20 protein-coding genes are annotated in these 21,970 nt (G+C 74.4%); 9 read left to right on the forward strand and 11 right to left on the reverse strand.

Going from position 1 to position 21,970, the window contains the following annotated elements:
* The first annotated feature begins 151 nt into the window (after window positions 1-151).
* From FHR36_RS08855 to FHR36_RS08870, 4 genes are read left to right on the forward strand one after another with little or no spacing between them, the layout of a single operon-like run.
* On the forward strand, window positions 152-700 hold the full coding sequence (locus tag FHR36_RS08855; RefSeq protein ID WP_253796710.1) for a hypothetical protein: 549 nt from the start codon (window positions 152-154) through the stop codon (window positions 698-700).
* 1 nt (window position 701) lies between these two features.
* Window positions 702-2,633 (forward strand): branched-chain amino acid ABC transporter permease, encoded by a 1,932-nt coding sequence (locus tag FHR36_RS08860; RefSeq protein ID WP_253795450.1) that lies wholly within the window; start codon window positions 702-704, stop codon window positions 2,631-2,633.
* On the forward strand, window positions 2,630-3,397 hold the full coding sequence (locus tag FHR36_RS08865) for an ABC transporter ATP-binding protein (protein ID WP_253795451.1): 768 nt from the start codon (window positions 2,630-2,632) through the stop codon (window positions 3,395-3,397). Before FHR36_RS08860 ends, FHR36_RS08865 begins: the two co-directional genes overlap by 4 nt.
* Before the next feature lie 40 nt (window positions 3,398-3,437).
* On the forward strand, window positions 3,438-4,091 hold the full coding sequence (locus FHR36_RS08870; RefSeq protein ID WP_253795452.1) for an ATP-binding cassette domain-containing protein: 654 nt from the start codon (window positions 3,438-3,440) through the stop codon (window positions 4,089-4,091).
* Window positions 4,092-4,112: 21 nt separating this feature from the next.
* On the opposite strand, the gene FHR36_RS08875 is transcribed toward FHR36_RS08870, so the two are convergent.
* The 4 genes from FHR36_RS08875 to FHR36_RS08890 all read right to left on the reverse strand — a co-directional run bounded on the left by FHR36_RS08875 (window position 4,113) and on the right by FHR36_RS08890 (window position 8,524).
* Window positions 4,113-5,258, reverse strand: a complete 1,146-nt coding sequence (locus tag FHR36_RS08875; RefSeq protein ID WP_253795453.1) for a baeRF2 domain-containing protein — start codon at window positions 5,256-5,258, stop codon at window positions 4,113-4,115.
* 104 nt (window positions 5,259-5,362) lie between these two features.
* A complete protein-coding gene (locus FHR36_RS08880; protein WP_253796712.1) occupies window positions 5,363-6,508 on the reverse strand; it encodes an RNA polymerase sigma factor in 1,146 nt (381 codons plus the stop codon).
* An 8-nt stretch (window positions 6,509-6,516) separates the two neighbouring features.
* Entirely contained in the window at window positions 6,517-6,924 is a 408-nt protein-coding gene (locus FHR36_RS08885) for a YciI family protein (RefSeq protein ID WP_253795454.1), read from the reverse strand.
* 142 nt (window positions 6,925-7,066) lie between these two features.
* Window positions 7,067-8,524 carry an acetyl-CoA carboxylase carboxyltransferase subunit alpha/beta gene (locus FHR36_RS08890; RefSeq protein WP_253795455.1) on the reverse strand — a complete coding sequence of 486 codons (1,458 nt, stop codon included), beginning with the start codon at window positions 8,522-8,524 and terminating at the stop codon, window positions 7,067-7,069.
* A gap of 126 nt (window positions 8,525-8,650) precedes the next feature.
* Between FHR36_RS08890 and FHR36_RS08895 the strand changes: the two genes are divergently transcribed.
* Window positions 8,651-9,103 carry an RrF2 family transcriptional regulator gene (locus FHR36_RS08895; protein WP_253795457.1) on the forward strand — a complete coding sequence of 151 codons (453 nt, stop codon included), beginning with the start codon at window positions 8,651-8,653 and terminating at the stop codon, window positions 9,101-9,103.
* A gap of 86 nt (window positions 9,104-9,189) precedes the next feature.
* Entirely contained in the window at window positions 9,190-10,380 is a 1,191-nt protein-coding gene (locus FHR36_RS08900) for a globin domain-containing protein (RefSeq protein WP_253795459.1), read from the forward strand.
* Window positions 10,381-10,465: 85 nt separating this feature from the next.
* Here FHR36_RS08900 and FHR36_RS08905 read toward each other — a convergent pair whose 3' ends face one another.
* From FHR36_RS08905 to FHR36_RS08915, 3 genes are all read right to left on the reverse strand, one after another.
* Entirely contained in the window at window positions 10,466-12,007 is a 1,542-nt protein-coding gene (locus tag FHR36_RS08905; RefSeq protein WP_253795461.1) for an MFS transporter, read from the reverse strand.
* A gap of 56 nt (window positions 12,008-12,063) precedes the next feature.
* Entirely contained in the window at window positions 12,064-13,161 is a 1,098-nt protein-coding gene (locus FHR36_RS08910) for a DUF3048 domain-containing protein (RefSeq protein WP_253795463.1), read from the reverse strand.
* Between the two features lie 94 nt (window positions 13,162-13,255).
* Entirely contained in the window at window positions 13,256-14,203 is a 948-nt protein-coding gene (locus FHR36_RS08915) for a S1C family serine protease (RefSeq protein ID WP_253795465.1), read from the reverse strand.
* Between the two features lie 155 nt (window positions 14,204-14,358).
* On the opposite strand from FHR36_RS08915, the gene FHR36_RS08920 reads away from it, so the two are divergent.
* The gene (locus FHR36_RS08920) at window positions 14,359-15,927 is read left to right on the forward strand and encodes an APC family permease (protein ID WP_253795467.1); all 1,569 of its coding nucleotides are present in this window, start codon (window positions 14,359-14,361) and stop codon (window positions 15,925-15,927) included.
* On the opposite strand, the gene FHR36_RS08925 is transcribed toward FHR36_RS08920, so the two are convergent.
* Window positions 15,924-16,496, reverse strand: a complete 573-nt coding sequence (locus FHR36_RS08925; protein ID WP_308199245.1) for a 2'-5' RNA ligase family protein — start codon at window positions 16,494-16,496, stop codon at window positions 15,924-15,926. The two genes, FHR36_RS08920 and FHR36_RS08925, sit on opposite strands and share 4 nt — an antisense overlap.
* Window positions 16,497-16,581: 85 nt before the next feature.
* Here FHR36_RS08925 and FHR36_RS08930 point away from each other — a divergent pair, with 85 nt between their 5' ends.
* On the forward strand, window positions 16,582-17,109 hold the full coding sequence (locus tag FHR36_RS08930) for a gamma carbonic anhydrase family protein (protein ID WP_253795470.1): 528 nt from the start codon (window positions 16,582-16,584) through the stop codon (window positions 17,107-17,109).
* Window positions 17,110-17,175: 66 nt separating this feature from the next.
* On the opposite strand, the gene FHR36_RS08935 is transcribed toward FHR36_RS08930, so the two are convergent.
* A complete protein-coding gene (locus FHR36_RS08935; protein ID WP_253795472.1) occupies window positions 17,176-18,786 on the reverse strand; it encodes an alpha/beta hydrolase in 1,611 nt (536 codons plus the stop codon).
* A 98-nt stretch (window positions 18,787-18,884) separates the two neighbouring features.
* Window positions 18,885-19,505 carry a TetR/AcrR family transcriptional regulator gene (locus FHR36_RS08940; RefSeq protein ID WP_253795474.1) on the reverse strand — a complete coding sequence of 207 codons (621 nt, stop codon included), beginning with the start codon at window positions 19,503-19,505 and terminating at the stop codon, window positions 18,885-18,887.
* A gap of 132 nt (window positions 19,506-19,637) precedes the next feature.
* Between FHR36_RS08940 and FHR36_RS08945 the strand changes: the two genes are divergently transcribed.
* On the forward strand, window positions 19,638-21,263 hold the full coding sequence (locus tag FHR36_RS08945) for an MFS transporter (RefSeq protein WP_253795475.1): 1,626 nt from the start codon (window positions 19,638-19,640) through the stop codon (window positions 21,261-21,263).
* Between the two features lie 24 nt (window positions 21,264-21,287).
* Here FHR36_RS08945 and FHR36_RS08950 read toward each other — a convergent pair whose 3' ends face one another.
* Entirely contained in the window at window positions 21,288-21,932 is a 645-nt protein-coding gene (locus FHR36_RS08950; protein WP_253795476.1) for a dihydrofolate reductase family protein, read from the reverse strand.
* Between the last annotated feature and the right edge of the window lie 38 nt (window positions 21,933-21,970).

Below are 21,970 nucleotides of genomic sequence, written 5' to 3' on the forward strand. Positions count from 1 at the left end.
CCCGGTCGCTCGGATGGTCTTGTGAACGGTCGTGCTGCGGCCGCTCTGGTGCACCGCAAGTGAGACCATGAAGGCCGATCTGTGGGCGAATCGCAATATCTACGGACATCAACGGCAAACCGGACGGCATGGAGTGCCCTTGACGAAGCGCATGCGGCGAGCCGACGACCTGCTCCGGCGGGCCGGCCGGGCGCTGCGGGAGTGGCCGGGCTGGTTCATCCTCGCGGCGGGCGCGGTGCTGTGCGTGCTCGGCTGGTACGGCGTCTCCGGCGAGACGGTGGCCGCCCGTCAGCTCCCGTACCTCGCCTCCGCGACCGTGCCCGGCGCCGCGCTGGTCGTGGCCGGGGCCGTCCTGATCGCCGCCCGGCAGGCCGGCCGCGCCGGCGAGTCCGCCGACCGGCGCACCGACCAGCTGCTGGCCCTGCTCGTCGCCGAGGCGGGCAGCGGGAGCGGCGACGGCGGGGAGCCGGCGGCCGGTGCGGTCGGGCCGGTGGTCGCGCTGCCCGACGGCACGCTCTACCACCGCGGCGACTGCCCGCTGGTGGCCGGCAAGGCCAACGCCCGGACGGCCGACGCGGCGACGGTCCGCGAACGGGCGCTGACGGCGTGCCCGGTCTGCGACCCGGAGCCCCCCGGAGCGGGAGACGCGGCGGACCAGGGCGGCGGCCCGGGCGCGGGCGGGCCCGGGGCGGGGGGCTGAGGTGGGGGCGGCGGGGCTGACGCTGGACCTGGCGTTGGCGGGGCTGGCGGTGGGCAGCGCGGCGGCGCTCAGCGGCGTCGGGCTGGTGGTGACGTACCGGGCGACCGGCGTGCTCAACCTGGCGCAGGGCGCCCAGGCGATGGCCACCGCGTACCTGCTGCGCGAGCTGGTCGTGGTGCACCACTGGCCGCTCGCCCTGGCGGCCGTCTGCTGCCTGCTGGTCGCCGCGCCGGCCCTCGGCGTGCTGCTGGACCTGGCGGTGTTCCGGCCGCTCCAGCGCCGGGGCGCCGGGCCGGCCGAGACCATGGTGGCGGGCATCGGCGTGTTCGTGCTGCTGATCGGCGCGGCGGTGCTGATCTGGGGCACCGCCCCGTACGGTGACGCGCCGCCGCTGGTGGAGGGCACCGCGCTGGCCCAGCCGGGCGGCCACGTGCTGCGCCTGGACACCGCCGTGCAGCTGGCCACCGTCCTGGTGCTGGCCACCACGGTGGGCCTGGTCAGCCGGTACACCCGGTTCGGGGTGCGGCTGCGGGCGGTGGTGGACAACCGCGCGTTGGCCCAGCTGGCCGGGGTCGACGCCGACCGGATCTCCTCCGCGGGCTGGGCGTTCGGCTCGTTCACCGCCGGCCTGGTGGGCGTCCTGCTGGCGCCGTTCCTGCTGCTCGACCCGTACGGGCTGCCGCTGCTGGTGATGGAGACGATGGCGGTCGCGGTGGCGGCGCGGCTGCGTTCGCTGCCGGTCGCGGTGGTCACCGGCCTCGCGCTCGGGGTGGCGCAGAGCGAGCTGACCCGGCTGCGCCCGGCCGGGCAGCTGCTGCCGCTGGCCCAGGCCGTCCAGACCAACCTGTTCGTGGTCGCGCTGCTGGTCGCCGCGCTGCTGCCGTGGTCCGGCGGCTCGGACGACACCGGCCTCGCGCTGCCCGGCGGCGGCCGCGGCGGGCGCGGCGCCACCGCCGCCCGGACCGCCTGCACGGTGCTGGTCCTGCTGCCGCTCGGCTTCCACGCCGACGACCTGCGGCACGCCCTGCTGGTGCCCGCGCTGGCCCTGGTGCTGCTCTCGGTGGTGGTGGTCACCGGCTACGGCGGGCAGGTGTCGCTCGGCCAGGCCGGGTACGCCGGGCTCGGGGCGCTCGGCACCGCCCTGCTGATGTCCGGGAAGGTCCCGGGCCTGCCCGCGCTGCCCGCCGTACCCGCGCTGCTGCTCGCGGTGGCCGTCACCGTGCCGCTCGGGCTGCTCACCGGCTGGCCGGCGATCCGGCGGCGCGGGCTGGCGCTGGCGCTGGTCACCTTCGCCGTGGGCACGGCCCTCAGCCGGCTGGTGTTCGACCAGCCGTACGCCACCACCGGGCTCACCGTCTCGCGCGACGGCATGCCGACCGGCGACCGCGGCTTCTACACGGTCGAACTGGTGCTGCTCGGGGTCGGGCTGCTGGTCGTCCGCAATCTGCACCGGGGACGGCTCGGGCGGGCGCTCACCGCGATGCGCGACCACCAGGCGGGCGCCTCCGCGGCCGGGGTGGACGTGCCGCGGCTGAAGCTGCTGGTGTTCATGGCCGGCGCCGGGCTGGCCGCGCTCGGCGGCGGACTGATGGCGCTCGGCGGGCAGGCGTTCGACCCGACCGCGTTCGACCCGGTGCAGGGCCTGCTCTGGTTCGCCACCGTGGTGGTGGCCGGGGCGGACAGCGCGGCCGGTGCCGTACTCGCCGCCGCGCTGCTGGTCGGACTCGACGCGGGCACCGCGGCCGGCGTCTCCGCCGTCGTGGTCGGCGCCCTGGCCACCGTCCTCGGCCGGATGCCCGGCGGACTCGCCGGCCTCGCCCGCCGCGCCGCCGACCGGGCGACGGTGCCCGCCCGGCCCGGACCCGGCCAGGAGGCCGCCCTCACCCCGCTCGGCCGGCGGCTGCGCGAGCGGATCGCGGAGCGGGCGCCGTGACGGCCGCCGGCACGCCTGGTGCCGGGCTGGTCGCCCGCGGCGTGGTGCGGCGCTTCGGCGGCATCGCCGCGGTCGACGGGGTCGACCTGGACGCGCCGATCGGACGGATCACCGCACTGATCGGACCCAACGGTGCCGGCAAGAGCACGCTCTTCGACTGCCTGGCCGGCGCCGCCCGCCCCGACGCCGGGCAGGTACTGCTCGCCGGCCGCGACATCACCCGCCTGCCCGACCACGCCCGCGCCCGGCTCGGCCTGCTGCGCACCTTCCAGCAGATCGCCGCCTTCCAGGGGCTGACCGTCGCCGAGAACGTCCGGGTCGGCGCCGAACAGGTCCACCGCGGCACCGGACGCGGACTGCTCGGCCTGCCCCCGCCCGGACGGGACACCGCCCGCGCCGCCACCGAACGGGCCCTGCGCCTGCTCGACCTGGACGCCGTCCGCGACTGGCCCGCCGACCGCCTGCCGACCGGCGCCCTGCGCCTGCTGGAACTCGCCCGCGCCCTCGCCGCGACCCCCCGGGTCCTGCTGCTCGACGAGCCGGCCGCCGGACTCGACCAGGCGCAGACCGCCCGCCTGGGCACCGTCCTGCGCGCGCTCGCCGCCGAGGGCACCGCCCTGCTGCTGGTCGAGCACGACGTCGAACTGGTCGCCCGACTCGCCGACGCCGTGTACGTGATGGCCGCGGGACGCGTCATCGCCCGGGGACCGACCGCGTCCGTGCTGGCCGATCCGCGGGTCGCGGCGGCCTGGGGTGCGACGTGAGCCGGTGGCGCGCGGGCCGCGGCCGGACGGGGGCGGCGCGGTGAGCGCGGAGGTGGAGCTGCGCGGGGTGCGGGTGCGGTACGGGCTGCTGGAGGCGCTGCACGGGGTGGACCTGGCGTGTCCGGCCGGGCGGGTGACGGTCCTGCTCGGCCGCAACGGGTCCGGGCGGACGACGGTGCTGCGGACGGTGGCGGGCGTGGTGCGGCCCTCCGCCGGGCAGGTCCTCTGGCAGGGGCGGGAGACGGCCGGGCTGGACGCGTACCGGCGGGCGCGGGCCGGCCTGGCACTGGTGCCCGCCGAGCGCGGGGTGTTCGGCTCGCTGACGGTGGCGGAGAACCTCGGACTGTCCGAGCCGGGCACGGTCGAGCCGTCCTTCCCCGAGCTGCTGCCGCTGCTCACCCGCCGGGCCGGCACGCTCTCCGGCGGCCAGCAGCAGATGGTCGCGCTCGCCCGGGCGCTGCTCGCCCGGCCCCGGCTGCTGCTGCTCGACGAGCCCGGACGCGGCCTCGCCCCCGCGGTGGTCGCCCGGCTGCACGAGCTGCTGTTCCGGGTCGCGGCCGAGGGCCGGACCGTGGTCCTCGCCGAGCAGGGACTGCCGCCCACCCTGGAGGCGGCCGCGGTGGTGCACGTGCTGCGCCGCGGCCGGATCGCCTTCAGCGGCGAGCCGAGCGAACTGCGCGGCCTCGTACGGTAGTCGGGTCGGACACGTGGCGTCTCATCTGGGGTGGGCGTCGGCGGTGGTCCGGGCCGGCAGCTCCTCGCGGAGCAGGATGCCGACGCCGCCCCTGAGCACCAACTCCCGTTCGGGGACGACCACCAGCTCCGCGCCGGTGCCCACCGCCGCACGGATCAGCGCCGCGTCGGCCGGCTCCTGCCAGCCCGTCCGCGGACCGAGCGCGCGCAACTCCGGCTCAGTGAGCGCGAGTTGGGTGGGCGCCATGCCGACCCACAGGCGCTCGGCGAAATGCGTCTCACGGTTGACCAGCACGGCCCGGGCCCGCCCGCGCTGCAGCACGGCCACGGTCGAGGACAGACCCTCCAGCGCCGACCCGTAGCGCTGCCGCTGCTCGGCGAAGCGGGCCAGGTGGGCGCGGTCGCGGGCGCTCAGGCAGCCGTGCAGCAACTCCTCCAGCTCCTGCTCCAGCAGCGCCCGCCCGGAGTCGGCCGAGTGCCCGTCGCCGGCCACCGTGACGATCCGGTCGCGCAGCCGGGCGGGCACCTCGCGCACCAGAGCGCTGCGCATCCGGGCCGAACCGGAGAGCACCACCACCTCGGCGGCCGCGTCGTCGGCGAGTTTCGCCAGCTCGTCCAGGAGCTGGCCGACCTCGGCGTCCCAGTTCTCCCCGGCCAGCCAGCGGCGCGACACCACCGCTCCGGAGACCCGGCTCATCGGCCAGCGGCCCACCTGCAGGTCGACCTCCAGCTCCGGCTCGCCCGGCAGGTCGCGGGTGCCGGTCTCGACCGGATCGGCCCGGTGGACCGCCAGGGCGGCGTACGGGATGTCCGGGGCGTGCTGCAGCGCGAGCGGCATCGCGTCCGGGAGCATGTCGGTGCGTGCCGTGTCGTGCGACGGCGGCTCGGGCAGCTCCTCGGCGAGCGCGAGGCGGCCGTGCGCGGCGAAGATCGCCTGGCCGTGCGGCCCCGGCAGCGCGCGGTCGCTCCCGGCGACGTGGCCGAGCGCACCGATGGTGGCCTGGTCCGTCCCGTGCTCCAGCAGGTCCGCGCGCAGCCGCTGCCAGCGCAGCTCGACCGAGCGGTCCGCCTCCTCGCCCTCGCGCGGGGCCTCCCGCGAGGTGTCCAGGTACACCGAGGCGAACGGCCCGGGACGGGCGTACAGCGGGCTGAGGAACGACAGTTTCATGGCCGCCTCCCCACGGACGACGGGGGCCGGAAGGGCACCTTCCACGATAGGTGGACCGCCGCGGAAGGGCCCGGGCGGAGCGCGGACCGGCCCGACCGGGCCGGTCAGCCGGCCCGGAGGGCGTTGAGCCGGGCCGCCTGGCGGGTCAGGTGGTCGCGCTCCGCGAGATTGGGCGCGCGGTGCGCCGCCTCGGCGTACAGCCGCGCCGCCAGGGCCAGGTCGCCGTCCCGCTCGTGCAGGTACGCGGCCACCGCGGTGTGCCTCGGCAGGGAGTCGTCCAGCGCCGCGAGCGCCGCCAGCCCGGCCCGCGGACCGTCCGCCTCGCCCACCGCCACCGCCCGGTTCAGCCGCACCACCGGGCTGTCGGTCAGCCGGGCCAGTTCGTCGTACCACTCCACGATCTGCACCCAGTCCGTCTCCTCGGCGCGCGGTGCGTCGGCGTGCAGCGCCGCGATCGCGGCCTGGGCCTGGAACTCGCCCAGCCGGTCGCGGGCGAGCGCCGCCTGAAGGACCGCGACCCCCTCCGCGATCGACGCGGTGTCCCACCGGCCGCGGTCCTGCTCCGCCAGCGGCACCAGACTGCCGTCCGGCGCCGTCCGGGCCGCCCGCCGGGCGTGGTGCAGCAGCATCAGCGCCAGCAGCCCCGCCACCTCCGGATGGTCGATCCGGGCCGCGAGCTGCCGGGTCAGCCGGATCGCCTCGGCGGCCAGGTCCACGTCCCCCGAGTAGCCCTCGTTGAAGACCAGGTAGAGGACCCGCAGCACCGTCGCCACCTCGCCCGGCCGGTCGAACCGCACCCCCGCGACCGTCCGCTTCGCCCGGCTGATCCGCTGGGCCATCGTCGCCTCCGGCACCAGGTACGCCTGCGCGATCCGGCGGGTGGTCAGCCCGCCCACCGCGCGCAGCGTGAGCGCCACCGCGGAGGCCGGCGTCAGCGACGGGTGGGCGCACAGGAAGTACAGCTGGAGCGTGTCGTCCACGTCCGGCGCGGGGCCGGGCGGCGGCTCCTCGTCGACCTGGTCCTCGCGGCGGCGCCGGGCGGTGTCCGCCCGGGCCGCGTCGAGGAACTTCCGCCACGCCACCGTGACCAGCCAGCCCTTCGGATCGCGCGGAGGGTCGGCCGGCCACGCCCGGACCGCCTCCACCAGGGCGTCCTGCACCGCGTCCTCGGCCTCCGCGAAATCGGCTCCGCGGCGGACGAGGACCGTGAGCACGCCCGGCGTCAGACTCCGCAGCAGCGCCTCGTCCATCGGTGACGTCACTCCGTGACGGTCGGCGGCATCGACAGGAACGGCCGCAGCTCCAGCCACTCGTGGATCGGCTCGCCGCCCGCGCCCGGCGCCGCCGAGAGCTCCCCGGCCAGCTCGACGGCCCGCTCGTGGCTGTCCACGTCGATCACCATCCAGCCGGCGATCAGATCCTTCGTCTCGGCGAACGGACCGTCCGTGACCGGGGGACGGCCCTCGCCGTCGTACCGCACGAACGTCCCCTCCGGCGCGAGCGCCTGGGCGTCGACGAACTCGCCGGTCGACTCCAGCTTCGCCGCGAAGTCGCGCATGTACTGGATGTGCGCCGAGACCTCCTCGGGCGTCCAGCGGTCCATCGGCACGTTGTTCACCGGGGCCGGGGCGCCGCGGTAGTGCTTCAGCAGCAGGTACTTGGCCATCGTCGTTCTCCTCGGTGCGGTGCGACCCATTCTGGTCGCCTTCACCCCTGGGACGGAGCACGTCCGCGGATCTCGACACGGTCGGCGAAAGAATGTCCCGCGAGTTTTTCCGGCCGCGGCGGACGGGGAGAGCAGGGCGGGGTCAGCCGCCGAGGTGGCGGGTGCGGGTGGTGCGGAGGGCGAGGAGGTCGGGGAGGGGGAGGGCGGTCAGGTGGGCGAGGGCGGTGGCGACGGCGGTGGTGAGGCGGGCGGGGAAGCCGGCGGCGGGGGTCTCGGGGACGGTGTGGTCGATCAGGCCGGCGGCGGCCAGGTCGTGGGCGCGGATGCCCTGGGTACGGGCCAGCGCGGGGGCCTGGGTGCCGTCGCGGTGGACGATCGCGGAGGCGCCCTCCGGCGGCAGCGGGGCGAGCCAGGCGTGCTCGGCGGCGATCACCCGGTCGGCCGGGAGCAGGGCCAGCGCTCCGCCGCCGGAGCCCTGGCCGAGGAGGACGGCCACCACCGGGGTCCGCAGGGCGACCAGGGTGTGCAGGCAGTGGGCGATCTCGACGGCGATGCCGTCCAGCTCGGCGCGGACGGAGAGTTCGGCGCCCGCGGTGTCGACCAGGGTGAGCAGTGGCAGCCCGAGTTCCTCGGCGGCCTGCGCCCAGCGCCGGACGGCCCGCAGGTCGGCGGCGGTGAACGGGCGCGCGGGCCCGCCGGGGCTCCGGCGCTGCTGCCCGGCGACCAGCACGGGCTGCCCGCCGATCACCGCGAGGCCGTGGACCAGGGCGCCGTCGCCGCCGAGCAGGACCAGTTCCTCGGCGGTGCGGCGGAGCAGTTCGCGGGCGCCGATCCGGTCGGGGCGCCGACTGCGCAGCACCGACTCCCAGGCGTCGCCGGCCGTGGCGGGCTCGGCGGCGGGCTCGGCGGCCGCGGAAGGCGCCGCCGGGGCGGTCGGGCGCGCGGTGAGGACGGCGAGGGCGCCGCGCAGCACCTCGCGCAGCCGCTCGGGCGGGACGACCGCGTCCACCAGCCCGCGGCCGAGCAGGGTCTCCGAGCGCTGGACGTCGGGTGGCAGGGGTTCGCCGCGCAGTTCCTCGTACACGCGGGGGCCGAGGAAGCCGAGGCGGGCGCCGGGTTCGGCGAGGACCAGGTGGCCGAGGGTGCCCCAGGAGGCGAAGACGCCGCCCATGGTGGGGTTGCGCAGGTAGGTGAGGTAGGGGAGGCCCGCGGCCCGGTGGGCGTGGACGGCGGCGGTGATCCGCACCATGCACAGGAAGGCAGCCGCCCCCTCCTGCATCCGGGTGCCACCGGAGACGGGCAGTGCGACCAGGGGCAGGCGTTCGGCGGTGGCGCGTTCGACGGCGCGGGTGATCCGTTCGGCGGTGGCGACGCCGATCGAGCCACCGAGGAAGCCGAACTCGGAGGCGACCAGGGCAACGGGGTGTCCGGCGAGGAGGGCGCAGCCGGTGGTGACCGCCTCGTCCAGGCCGGTCCGCTCGCGGGCCCGCTCGAGCGCGGCCCGGTAGCCGGGGTCGGCGGGAGGCGGGCCGAGCGGCTCGTCCCAGCAGGTGAAGCTGCCCGGGTCGGCGAGCAGGTCGATCAGCTGACGTGCCGTCACCGTCGGTCCTCCGTCGAAGTCGGTGCGCCGAGCCTACGGGACCGGGCCCGTGCAACTCCGGCTTGGTGACCGACACCACGCGCCCCTAATTGGTATCCGAGATGCGGATTAGCTAGGGTCGTCCACGTGAGGCTGACCAAGAGCACCGACATCGCACTGCGCATCGCCATGCGCCTCGCGGTGCTCGGTGAGGACGCCAATCCGACCACCCGGGAGGTGGCGGACGCGGTGGCCGTGCCGTACAACCATGCGGCCAAGGTGGTCAGCCGGCTCCAGCACCTGGGTGTGGTGGAGGCCCGGCGCGGGCGCGGTGGTGGGCTGGTGCTCACCACGGCCGGCCGGACCGGCTCGGTCGGGCAGCTGGTCCGCGAGTTGGAGGGCGTGGGCGACGTGGTCGGCTGCGAGGACGACCCGCCCTGCCCGCTGCGTGCGGCCTGCCGTCTGCGCGGGGTGCTGCGCCAGGCCCAGGAGGCGTTCTACGCCGCGCTCGACCCGTACACGGTGGACGATCTGGTCCGCTCGCCCACCGGGCCGGTGCTGCTGGGGTTGCCGAGTACGAGGAGTTCGCTTCAGGAGTGAGTCCACCTCCGGTCCGGTTGCGGTCCGGCAGGTGTTCCCGCTTGGCCTTTAATGCGCATCTTGGATGCGAGTTTGGAGAGAGTCGGATGCTGTCCGAGAGGTCGGCCGAGACGGTCCGCGCCACCCTCCCCGCCGTGGGCGGGGCGATCGGCGAGATCACGTCGCTGTTCTACGACAAGCTGTTCGCCGCCCACCCCGAGCTGCTGCGCGACGTGTTCAACCGCGGCAACCAGGCCAACGGCACCCAGCGGCAGGCGCTCGCCGGATCGATCGCGGCCTTCGCCACCGCGCTGCTGGAGCACCCGGACACCCGGCCCGACGCGATGCTCGCGCGGATCGCGCACAAGCACGCCTCGCTCGGCGTCACCGCGGAGCAGTACCAGGTGGTCCACACCCACCTGTTCGCGGCGATCGTCGAGGTGCTCGGCGAGGCGGTCACCCCCGAGGTGGCGGCCGCCTGGGACGAGGTCTACTGGCTGATGGCCAACGCGCTGATCGCCATCGAGCGGCGGCTGTACGAGGAGGCCGGTGCGGACGGCGCCGACACCTGGCGCGAGTACCGGGTGGTCGCCCGCCTGCACGAGACCGCCGACGTGGTCACCTTCCTCGCCGCACCGCTCGACGGAGGCCCGGTGCCGGCCTTCGCGCCGGGAAGCTACGTCTCGGTGCAGGTCGAACTGGCCGACGGCGCGCGGCAGATCCGCCAGTACAGCCTCTCCGGCCGCCCGGACGGGATGCTCCAGTTCTCGGTCAAGCGGGTGGCCGGCGCCCCGGACGGCGAGGTCTCCACCCACCTGCACCGCCAGGTCCACACCGGTGACACCCTGCGGATCAGCGCGCCGTTCGGCGACGTCACCCTGGCCGACGGGGACACCCCGGTGGTGCTGGCCTCCGCCGGCATCGGCTGCACCCCGATGATCGGCATGCTCGCCCACCTCGCCGCCACCGGCTCACAGCGGCAGGTGCTCGCCCTGCACGGCGACCGCGACGAGCTCTCGCACGCCTTCCGCGCCGACCTGGAGCAGCTGGTCGCCAAGCTGCCCCGCGCCGAGGCGCAGGTCTGGTACGAGCGGCCGCTCGGCGAGCGGCCCGCCGAGCGGACCGGGCTGGTCGACCTCGCCGGGGTCGACATCCCGGCCGGGGCGACCGCGTACCTGTGCGGTCCGCTGCCCTTCCTGCGCTCGGTCCGGGCCCAGCTGCTGGCCGCCGGACTGCGGCCGGCCGACATCCACTACGAGGTCTTCGGCCCGGACCTCTGGCTCGGCCAGGAGGCCTGACCGCCGTCCCGCGGCCGCCGTACCCATCGCCCGCGCGGTGGGTACGGCGGCCCGTCCGTTCCGTCCTTCTTCCCCGGACGGGCCGTCAGGCCTCGTGCACGGCCGGGTCGGCGGCCTCGGTCAGGTCCTCGCGCTCGATCTGGTTCTCCCGGACCAGCCACAGCGCCAGGGCCGCGCCGATCAGGCTGACCAGCGCGCCGAGGAACAGCACCGTGTTGAGGCCGGACAGGAACCCGGCCCGGGCCGAGTCCGAGAGCGCCTGCCGGATCCCCGGCGGCGCCGCCTCCAGCGCCTGCGGCAGGCTGCCGGAGGAGGCCGCCTCGACCAGTTGGCGCCGCTGGCTGTGCGTGGTGTTGGCGGTCAGGACACCGAACTGGTCCGTCCCGCGGGCGATCAGCACCGCACCCCACACGGCGATGCCGACCGCGATGCCGACCTGCCGGAAGGTGTCGTTGATGCCCGCCGCCATGCCGCTGCGCTCCTTGGGCACCACGCTGACCGCCACGTCCGCGATCACCGGGTTGATCAGGCCGACGCCCGCACCGGCCACCAGGAAGCCGGCGAGCAGGCCGGTCCAGGTGTCGTCCGCCTGGATGTCGCCCATCAGCCACAGGCCGGCGCCGATCGCGGTCAGGCCCACCCCGAGCATCAGCCGGGCCTGCACCCGCGAGAGCAGCACGCCGGCGACCGGCGCCACCAGGAAGCTCAGCACGGTGATCGGCAGGTAGCGCAGGCCCGCCTGGAACGGTGAGAGGCCCAGGTAGTTCTGCAGGTAGAGGGTCAGGTAGAGGAAGAGCGCGAACAGCGAGCTGGAGACGGCGAACGCGGCCAGCTGCACACCGGTGAACGCGGCGCGCCGGAACAGGCCCAGCGGCAGCATCGGCTCCGCCACCCGCAGCTCGATCGCCACGAAGGCGGCGAGCAGCACCGCCGAGACGCAGAACAGCGCCAGGATCTTCGGGCTGGTCCAGCCGTCGGCGTTGCCCCGGACCAGGGCGAGCACCAGCAGGAACAGCGCACCGCTGAACACCGCGACGCCCGCCCAGTCCACCCGGGTGGCGTTCGGGTCCCGACTCTCGCGCACCTTGAGGAAGGTGATCACCAGCGCCGCCGCGCCGATCGGCACATTGAGGTAGAAGATCGACTCCCACCCCAGCGTGTCGGTCAGCGCCCCGCCGATCAGCGGACCGACCGCGACCGCCACGCCGATGGTCGCCCCGTACGCGCCCATCGCCGCGCCGCGCTCGCGCCCGGCGGTGAACTCCTGCGCGATCAGCGCCAGCGACACCGCGAACATGATCGCGCCGCCGACGCCCTGCACCGCCCGGGCGATGTTGAGGAAGGTCGGGTTCGGCGAGACCGCGCACAGGAACGAGGCCACCGAGAAGATCACCAGTCCGACCGCGAACATCTTCCGCCGCCCCAGCCGGTCGGCGAGCGAACCCGCCGTCAGCACCAGCGCGGCCAGGGTCAGCGTGTAGGCGTCGAACACCCACTGCAGGTCGGTGAAGTCGGCGTGCAGATCCTTGCGGATCGAGGGCAGCGCCACGTTCACCACGGTGATGTCGAGCAGCAGCATGAAGGTCGCCACCGAGACGGCGATCAGGGTCCACCACTTGCGTTGCACCTCGTCACTCTAGGCACACGGGTGGGCCGCCCGCTGTGACCGACGCGGCCGGACCGTCAGGGCGCGGCGGGCTCCAGGACGATCCACACCGGCCCCGGGTGGAAGGGCATCGGCTGCCCGCCGAAGGTGAACGAGGTGCCCGCGGCGGCGTCCGGACGCGACCACGAGCCCTGGTACGCCCGGCCGTCGCGGAGCACCGTCGCGGCTCCCGACCCCTCCGTCGGCGCGTACGGGGAGAGCACGCCGGGGGAGTCCATGAAGCCCCGCGGCGAGGTGGTCTCGGCGACCTCCTGGATCACCACGGTCGGCGCCCCCAGCTGCCCGCCGTCGGTGGACAGCGCCGGCTTCCCGTCGAATGCCACCAGGTAGCGGCCCTCGGCCGCCGACCAGGTGAAGGTGAACGACGCCGACGGCATCCGCGCCGTCGCGGTCGCGGTCGCCACCCCGCCGGGCGGGGCGTCGCCGAAGCGGAAGCCCACGTCCTGGGCGGGCGCCGAGTCCGGGAACCGCGCCAGCACCGCGGACGGCACCACGTACTCGTTGTACGGCGCCGCCCGGTCGCTACCGCGCAGGAAAGCCGAGGCGTCCTGCTCCGGGGAGGCGTTCACCACGTCCGCCGCGGCCAGCACCGGCAGGAAGCGGGTCAGTGCACCCGAATAGGCGAAGTCCACCCGGCCGTACTGCTGGAGGATCGGCAGGTCACTCTCCCGGGCGCTGCGCACCGGGCCGATCCGGTCGCCCGGGGGCAGGTGGTCGGAGTCGTAGACCGCGAGGAAGCGGGACAGGCCGCCCTCCACCTCGATCGCGTACACCACGTCGGCCGAGCCGAGACCGGTCTGCGGCCGGGCGGGGAGGGCGTTGTCGACCTTGACGGCCAGGATCCGCCCGGCGCCGCCCGGCAGCCCGGTGAGTGGTGAGAGCGCGCCGGTCGGGGCCGACGGGGCCGCCGGTGTCGACGGGTTCGTCGGTGTCGACGGCCCGGTCGGCGTCGGTGCGAGCGGCGGTACGGCCACCGGGGCCGGACCCCGCGTCGCCGTGACGGCGAGCACCGCGCCCAGCACGGCGGCGGCGCACAGCACGGCGACGACGGCGATCCGGCGGGGGAGGGACCACGAACTCCACCACGCCGGCACCCGATCGAGCAGCGTCCTCATCGGCGGCTCACCTCCGCGCCTGTCCGGCTATCAGTAAAGACGCCCGCGGACCGGTGCGCAGTTGCCGGAGCGTGCCGCGGATCCCGCGACGGCCTCAGTCGTCCACGCGCAGCTCGGAGGGGACAGCGATGACGTCCACCAGGGCCTCGCCGCGCAGCACGGTGAGGGCGAGCGGCCGGCCGATCGCGTCGGCCAGCATCAGCCGCTGGAGCTGCTGGGCGCTCTCCATCGGGCGGTCGCCGGCGGTGAGCAGCAGGTCGCCCGCGTGCAGCCCGGCGAGGGCGGCGGGCGCGCCGGGCACCACCTCGACGATCCGCAGCCCGGTCCGCCGGCCGGTCCGCTCGCGCAGCGCGGGCGGCACCGGGGTGGGCACCCCGGCCAGGCCCAGGTAGGCGCGGCGGATGCGGCCGTCGGTGAGCAGGGCGGTGATGATCCGGCGGCTGGTGGCGTTGATCGGGACGGCCAGGCCCAGACCGTTCCCGGCCACCGCGGTGGTGATGCCGACGACCGCGCCGTCGGCGGTGGCCAGGGCGCCGCCGGAGTTGCCGGGGTTGAGCGCGGCGTCGGTCTGGATCACGTCGTCGATCACCCGGACGGCGTCGCCGGAGCGGGCCGGCAGCGAGCGGCCGAGCGCGCTGACCACGCCCGCGGTGACACTCCCGGCCAGCCCGAGCGGATTGCCGACCGCGACCACCAGACGGCCCACCCGCAGGTCGGTCGCCTCGCCGAGGCGGACCGGCGAGGGCGTCGCCCCGTCGGCGCGCAGCACCGCCAGGTCGGAGAGCGGATCGGTGCCGATGGTGTGGAACGGCACGGTGGAGCCGTCGGCGAAGGCCAGCGTCCCGGCGTCGGCGTGCCCGACCACATGGGCGTTGGTGAGCAGGAAGCCGTCCTCGGTGAAGACCACCGCGGAGCCGAGCCCGGTGGTGAACCAGCCGCCCCGGCCGCGCCGGCCCACCTGCAGCGCGGCCACCCGGGGCGTCAGGTGCTCCGCGACGGCGGTGACGATCCGGGAGTACGCGTCCTCCAGCGGTTCGGACATGTCCACCAGAACAACAGCGGCGTCACAGGGCTTCCGTACGGCCGAACGTGGCGGGACACTCGAATGCCCCGGATCGTCCGGGCGCGCTCCGGCGGGCCCTCAGCGTAATCTGAAGGCCGTTGCCCCGGTTGATCATGCGGAAGGGGGTGGGCCCGGTGTCGACCTCCCCCGGCCAACCGGATCTCTCCAAGTCGATGTCCACGCAGGGTTCCGGTGCCGGCGAGAAGGGCCTGAAGACCGACGCGCTCGGCCTGGTCTCCTCGGTCGCCATCGGTCTGGCCTCCACCGCCCCCGCGTACAGCCTGGCCGCCACCCTCGGCATCATCGTGGTCGGGGTCGGCCTGCAGGCGCCGATCGTCACCATCCTGGCGTTCATCCCGATGCTGCTGATCGCGTACGCGTACAAGGAGCTGAACGCCGCCGACCCGGACTGCGGCACCACCTTCACCTGGGGCGCCAGGGCGTTCGGCCCGCGTACCGGCTGGATGGGCGGCTGGGGCATCATCGTCGCCGACATCATCGTGATGGCGAACCTGGCGCAGATCGCCGGCGTGTACGGCTTCCGGCTGTTCGGCCTGGACTCGCTCGCCGACAGCACCACCTGGACCACCGTGGCCGGCGTGGTGTGGATCGTTGTCATGACGCTGATCTGCTACATCGGCATCGAGATCTCGGCGGCCATGCAGCGCTGGCTGCTCTGCCTCGAGGTGGTGATGCTGGTGCTCCTCTCGATCACGGCGCTGGTCAAGGCGTACGGCGACCACCCGCCGGCGACCGCGATCCACATCAGCTGGTCCTGGTTCAACCCGTTCAACGTGCCCTCGGCGAGCGCCTTCACCGCCGGCATGCTCGCCGCGGTCTTCATCTACTGGGGCTGGGACACCGCCGTCTCGGTCAACGAGGAGACCGCCGACTCGCACCGCACCCCCGGGCGCGCGGCGGTCATCTCCACCGTGCTGCTGCTGGCCATCTACGCGCTGGTCTCCACCTCGGCGCAGGCGTTCGCCGGCATCGGCACCGAGGGCATCGGGCTCGGCAACCCGGACAACTCCGGCGACGTGCTCTCCGGCCTCGGCGACGCGGTGTTCGGCGTCGGCGGGTTCGGCGGCTTCCTCAGCAAGCTGCTGATCCTGATGGTGCTGACCTCGGCCGCCGCCTCCACCCAGACCACCATCCTGCCGACCGCCCGGACCGCCTTCTCGATGGCCACCCACAAGGCCATCCCCAGCCACTTCGCCCGGGTGCACCCGCGCCACCTCACCCCGACCTGGTCGACCCTCGGCATGGGCCTCGCCTCGATCGCCTTCTACGTGCTGCTCACCGCGATCAGCGGCAACGTGCTGGCCGACTCGATCGCCTCGGTCGGCCTCGGCATCGCCTTCTACTACGGCCTGACCGGCTTCGCCTGCGTCTGGTACTACCGGCGGGTGCTGACCCGCAGCGCCCGGGACTTCGTCTTCAAGGGCCTGCTGCCGCTGCTCGGCGGTCTGATGCTGCTCTACTTCTTCGTCTACGGCGCCTTCGACGTGTACGCCGCCCCGGACTACGGCTCCACCTCGATCGACCTGCCGATCTTCGGGGAGACCGGCGGCGTGACCGTGATCGGCATCGGCGCGCTGGTGCTCGGCGCGGTGCTGATGCTGATCCAGTGGGCGGTGCAGGGCTCCTGGTTCCGCCGCCCCGACGTCCCCACCGGCCCGGCGGACCCGGCCGAGGCCCCCTAGGGATCGCTCGGGCGCACAGTGCCGGTGCCGAGTGCCGCGGTGGCGCGGGGTTGCATCGGGCCGTCGGCGCGGCGGGAGAGAAGTACCAGTTCCTCGACCCGGGCGGTGCGGCTGCCGAGGCGGGCGGCGCACTCGGCGGCAAGGTCCCGGGGGCGCAAGGAGCGGCCGAGGGACAGGTGCGGGGTGAAGGTCTCGCGGTGGCCGCGGCAGCCGGGGAAGCGTTCGACCAGGGCCCGGTGGAGTGCCGTCCACGGGGCGGCGCCGCCGGCCGCCGGGTCCAGCCAGACGGTGGCGTACGCGCGGTGCCGGAACCAGCGCACCCCGGCCAGCCGGGCGGTGAACGGCGGGATGCCGGCCAGCGCGGCGGCCAGCGGTGCGGCCGCCCGTTCGAAGGACTCCTCGGGTACGAAGCCGAACAGCACGTTCACATGCGGTGGCCAGCGGCGGATCTGCGGGTCGTGCTCCCAGCGGATGTCCTGGATCGGCGGCCACAGCTCCGGGGGCGGGAGCCAGGCCAGCGCGGTGCGCGGCGTCGGCGCCTCGGTGAGCACTCCCGGATCCGTCTCCACACCGCCATGATGGCCCCGGCCCGCCGTACCGGCCGGTAGCCTGGCGGCCACCCGCAGAAGCGAGCGAGCGAGGAGAGCCGTCAGCATGGCCGAAGCACTGATCATCGGCGTCGGGGGCCTGGAGCCCGAGGTGGACCCGACGGCGTTCGTCGCGCCGACCGCGGTGGTGGTGGGCGCGGTCCGGCTGGGCCCGCGGGCGAGCGTCTGGTACCAGGCGGTGCTGCGCGGCGACGCCGAGACGATCGCGATCGGCGCCGACTCCAACATCCAGGACAACTGCACCGTGCATGCCGACCCGACCTTCCCGGTGCGGGTCGGCGAGCGGGTGACGGTCGGTCACAACGCGGTGCTGCACGGCTGCACGGTCGAGGACGACGTGCTGGTCGGGATGGGCGCCCGGGTGCTCAACGGCGCCCGGATCGGCACCGGTTCGCTGATCGCGGCGGGCGCGGTGGTGCCGCAGGGCACCGAGGTGCCGCCCGGTTCGCTGGTGGCGGGTGTGCCGGCCAAGGTGAAGCGGCCGCTCACCGACGAGGAGCGGCTCGCCGTCAAGGCCAACGCGGACGGCTACCTGCTGCTGGCCGAGGCGCACGCCGCGATCCCGCGTTCCTGACCGTGCGGCGGGTGCGGTGGCCGGCCGTGACGACCGGCCACCGCACCCGCCAAGGCCGCCGGTCCGTCAGGAGGCCGGCACCGGGAAGGGATCCGCGTCCGGCGTGAGCAGCTGGCCGGCGGCCGGTACCGCCTGGTCCACCAGGTAGGAGGTGACCAGGGCGTTCAGTGCGGCGCTCCGGCCGACCGCGCAGTGCTCGATCATGTCCACGGTGACCAGGACGGCGCTGCCCAGCTCGCGCTGCATGCTCTGGGCGAACCGGTACTGGGTGGCCGGGTCGAAGGTGTTGCCGATGACCATCAGCGGGTGGGCGGTCCGCCGGTTCCACGGCCCGGTGTAGCGCTCGACCTCCCAGGTCTTCGCCGGCCAGGTCGCGCACGGCGGGGCGTCGAAGGCCTGGTAGCGGCCGAAGGTCGGCGCCTCGCGCTCCCACGCGCGGGCGATCAGCGGGAACAGCTGCGGCGCCGGCGGGTAGGGCTTGTCCAGGCAGTTGACGCCGTAGTAGGAGTCGTCGCTGGTGTACGGGGTGTCCGCCGGGGCCTCGCGCAGTGCGGCCGGTGCGGCCACCGCCAGCGCGGACGCCTCCTGCACCGGCGGCCGGTCGGCCCGGGAGCCGAGGGCGGGCTGCGGTGCGACCACCTGGTACAGCGCCTGCATCGAGCGGGCCAGCGGGGCCTGGCGGCTCTGCGCGTACAGGGCGTTGGCGACCTGGCTGGTGAAGGTGGACAGGGTCACCGCGGAGCCGTCCGGCAGGGTGACCGGGCCGGTGCGCAGCCGGTCGCGGACCAGGTCGAACTTGGCCCGGGTGTCGCCGTCTCCGAAGGCGCAGCGCGGGGCGCCGACCGCCTGGCAGCGCCTCAGGTACTCGGCCAGCGAGACCTCGAAGCCGCCAGCGGCGCGCCGGCGGTCGTACTCCAGGCCGTCGGCGAGGCGCAGTTGCGGGTCGACGTTCCCGTCGACGATCAGCGCCCGCACCTTGTCCGGGTACAGGTTGGCGTAGGTGGCGCCGATCAGGGTGCCGTACGAGAAGCCGGCGAAGGTGAGCTGCTTGTCGCCGACGGCCTGGCGCATCCGGTCCAGGTCGCGGACCACGTTGAGGGTGGACATGTGCGGCAGCAGGGCGCCGGCGTTGCGGGCGCAGGCGGCGGAGTAGTCCCGGTCGGCCGCCAGGGTGGTGTCGATCTCGGCCCCGGTGACCGGGACGCCGGTGATCCGGCCGAGGACGGCTTCGGCGTCCTCGTCGGTGGTGAAGCAGCGCAGCGGGTTGCTGCGGGCGACGCCGCGCGGGTCGAAGCCGACCAGGTCGAAGTGGTCGCTCACGCGCTTCTCGAACCGGGTGGTGGTGGCCCACAGGTAGCCGCTGCCGCCCGGGCCGCCGGGGTTGAGGAAGAGCGAGCCGATCCGCTCCGCCGGGTTGCCGGCGCGGCGGCGCATCATCGCGATGCCGATCTTCTCGCCGTCGGGCCTGGCGTAGTCGAGCGGGACGGGGTAGACGGCGCAGTCGTAGCCGCCCGGGTCGGGCCGGGTCGGGTCGGGGTTGCACGGGGTCCAGACGACCGGATCGACTCTCTTCTCCGGTGCTGCCGGGGCGGCCGTCGCGGCCTGGGCCGTTCCGGCGAGCAGGGCGAGGGCGCCGGTCAGGGCGAGCGCAAGGGTGGGTATGCGGAGCCGTGGCAAGGATCCTCCTCGATCGCTGCGAGCCCGGTCAGCCTGGCAGCCGCGATGCGGGAGGGGAATACCTCGATTTGTTGATTGCTTTTCAGTTTATTTACGAGTCAAGGGAGTTGGACGATCGGCAGCAGGACCTCGTCCACGATGGCCTCGGCGTCCGGCTGGCCGAGCACCCCGCAGCCCATCTTGATCCGGTAGATCATCAGGGCCGGCACCACGTCGGTCACCAGCGGGGTGACCGACTCCGGCCGCACCTCGCCGCGCAGCTCGCCGCGGGCCAGCACCTCGGCGATCAGCCGGGTGGTCGGCTCGACCACCCGGGCCACGACGATCTCCAGGAACGCGTGCGCGCGCTGGTGGTCCAGCTCGTTCATGATCGCGCGGACCGCCGCGCCGGTCTCCGAGAACATCGCGGTGCGCATCCGGGTGACCAGCTCGATCAGGTCGCCGCGCAGGCTGCCGGTGTCCGGGGCGGTCCTGGCCGGCGGCAGGCAGGCCCGCAGGGCGTCCATCACCAGCGCCTCCTTGGAGGGCCAGCGGCGGTAGAGGGCGGCCTTCCCGGTCTGGGCGCAGGCCGCGACGCCCTCCATGGTCAGCCGGGCGTAGCCGACGGTGGTCAGCTGGTGGAGCGTGGCCTCGAAGATGGCGCTCTCCAGCGCCTCGCCGCGGCGGCGGAGCGGGACGGCGGCGGCCTCTCCGCGGGCGGCTGGGGATTCGGGGTACATGGCTGCGCACCTTCTCCACGACCCGAGAATGTCCGTTCCGTCCGTAATGAACGGTTGTGTTCATAATTTTCCGGGTCTAGTGTCGATCGTAGTGAACGAAGCCGTTCTCTCCTAGTCCTTCGGGGGACCGCCATGGCAAGCTCACCCGCCCTGGCCAAAGCTCCTCCCGCGCCCGCCCGACGCGGACAGCATCCAGGGATAGCCCTCACCGTCATCGCCGCGACCCAGCTGATGGTGGTGCTCGACATCACCATCGTGAACATCGCCCTGCCGCACATCCAACAGGCACTGAACTTCTCCACCACCGGCCTGTCCTGGGTGATCAACGCCTACACGCTGACCTTCGGCGGCCTGCTGCTGCTCGGTGGACGGATGGGCGACATCCTCGGCCGGCGCAGGGTGTTCATCGTCGGCGTCCTGCTCTTCAGCTTCGCCTCGCTGCTCGGCGGCGTCGCCACCTCCTCCTGGTGGCTGCTGGCCGCCCGCTCGCTGCAGGGCGTCGGCGGCGCCATCGCCTCGCCCACCGCCCTGGCGCTCATCGCCACCAACTTCAAGGAGGGACCCGAGCGCAACCGCGCCTTCGGCGTCTTCTCCGCGGTCGCCGGAGCCGGCGGCGCCATCGGCCTGCTGGCCGGCGGCATGCTGACTTCCTGGCTGTCCTGGCGGTGGGTGTTCTTCGTCAACGTGCCGATCGGCATCGCGATCGCCGTACTGGCGCCGCTGTACATCAACGAGTCCGAGCGCCACCCCGGCCGCTTCGACCTCGCCGGTGCCTTCACCGCGACCCTGGGCATGGTCTCGCTGGTCTTCGGCTTCATCCGCGCCTCCGAGCACGGCTGGAGCGACCCGCTCACCCTGGCCTCGTTCGGCGCCGCCCTCGCGCTGCTGCTGATCTTCCTGGCCAACGAGCAGCGGGTGGCCCAGCCGATCACCCCGCTGCACCTGTTCCGCAACCGGAACAGATCCGGCGCGTACGCGATGATGCTGTGTCTGGCCGCGGCGATGTTCAGCATCTTCTTCTTCATCACCCTGTTCGTGCAGGAGATCCTCGGGTTCAGCCCGCTCAAGGCCGGCTTCGCCTTCCTGCCGATCAGCCTGGCGATCATCGCGGCGGCCCAGTTCGCGGCCCGCAGCCAGTTCCGGTTCGGCCCCAAACCCTTCATGGTGGTCGGCTCGATCCTGGTCACCGCCGGCGTCCTCTGGTCCACCCGGATCGACCTGCAGACCACGTACGCCAGCGGTGTGCTGGGCCCGACGATCCTCTTCGGCCTCGGCATGGGCTCGATCTTCGTCCCGCTGATGCTGATCGCCGTCTCCCGGGTCGCCCCGCACGAGACCGGGGCCGCCACCGGCATGCTCAACGCCACCCAGCAGGTCGGCGGCTCGCTGGGCCTGTCCATCCTGGTCACCGTGTACGGCACGGCCAGCCGCAACGAGGCCAGCAGCCAGGTCGGCAAGTTCCTGGCGCAGGCGAGCCCCGCCGAGGCGGCCCGCTTCAAGGCCACCGGCCAGCTGCCACCGCCGTACTCCTCGGAAGTGCTGGTCCACGGCATCTCGCAGGCGTTCTACATGGGCCTGGTGTTCGCGGCGATGGCCATGGTGATCGCGCTGTTCGTGATCAAGGTCCGCAAGGAGGACCTGCCGGGGTACGAGGCGAGCGAGAAGGCCGAGAAGGCCGAGCCGGCCGAGGAGCCGGCCCCGGCCGGCGGGTCGCCACCCGCCGGGGAGGCGCCGTCCACCGGTGAGGCTGCCGCTTAGCCGTTCATCACCCGCCCCCAGGGGTCACGTACGGGACATCGTCACGTGCGTGACCCCGGACGGCGTGGTCACCGACTCGATCCGGAACCGGTCCTCCAGCCCGTCCAGGCCGTCCCAGAGTCGCACGCCCCGGCCGAGCACGATCGGCACCACCACCACGTGCAGCTCGTCGATCAGATCCGCCTCCAGGAAGGCCCGGACGGTGCTCGGCCCGCCCCCGATCCGTACGTCGAGCCCGCCCGCGGCCTCCCGGGCCTGCCGCAGCGCCTCCGCCGGATCCGCCTCGACGAAGTGGAAGACCGTCCCGCCCTCCATCTCCACCGACGGCCGCGGGTGGTGGGTCAGCACGAACACCGGCGTGTGGAACGGCGGGTTCGGACCCCACCAGCCGTTCCACTCGTGGTCCTGCCACGGACCGCGCTGCGGGCCGAACTTGTTCCGGCCCATGATCTCGGCGCCGATACCCGCCCGCCACGCCCCGGCCATCGCCTCGTCCACCCCGGCGGTGCCGCCCTCCTTGCCCTGCATCGCCCGGAACGTCCGGGTCAGGAAGAACCACTCGTGCAGGCGGCTGCCCGCGTGCCCGAACGGCGCCTCCGCGCTCTGTCCCTCGCCGGTACCGAAACCGTCGAGGGACACCGAGAAGTTGTGCACTCGCACCCGGGACATGACACACCCTTTCCGCCGCCGGCAACCCCGGCCTTCCT

It is taken from the genome of Kitasatospora cinereorecta, from assembly GCF_024172095.1.
In the GTDB taxonomy this organism is placed as follows: domain Bacteria; phylum Actinomycetota; class Actinomycetes; order Streptomycetales; family Streptomycetaceae; genus Kitasatospora; species Kitasatospora cinereorecta.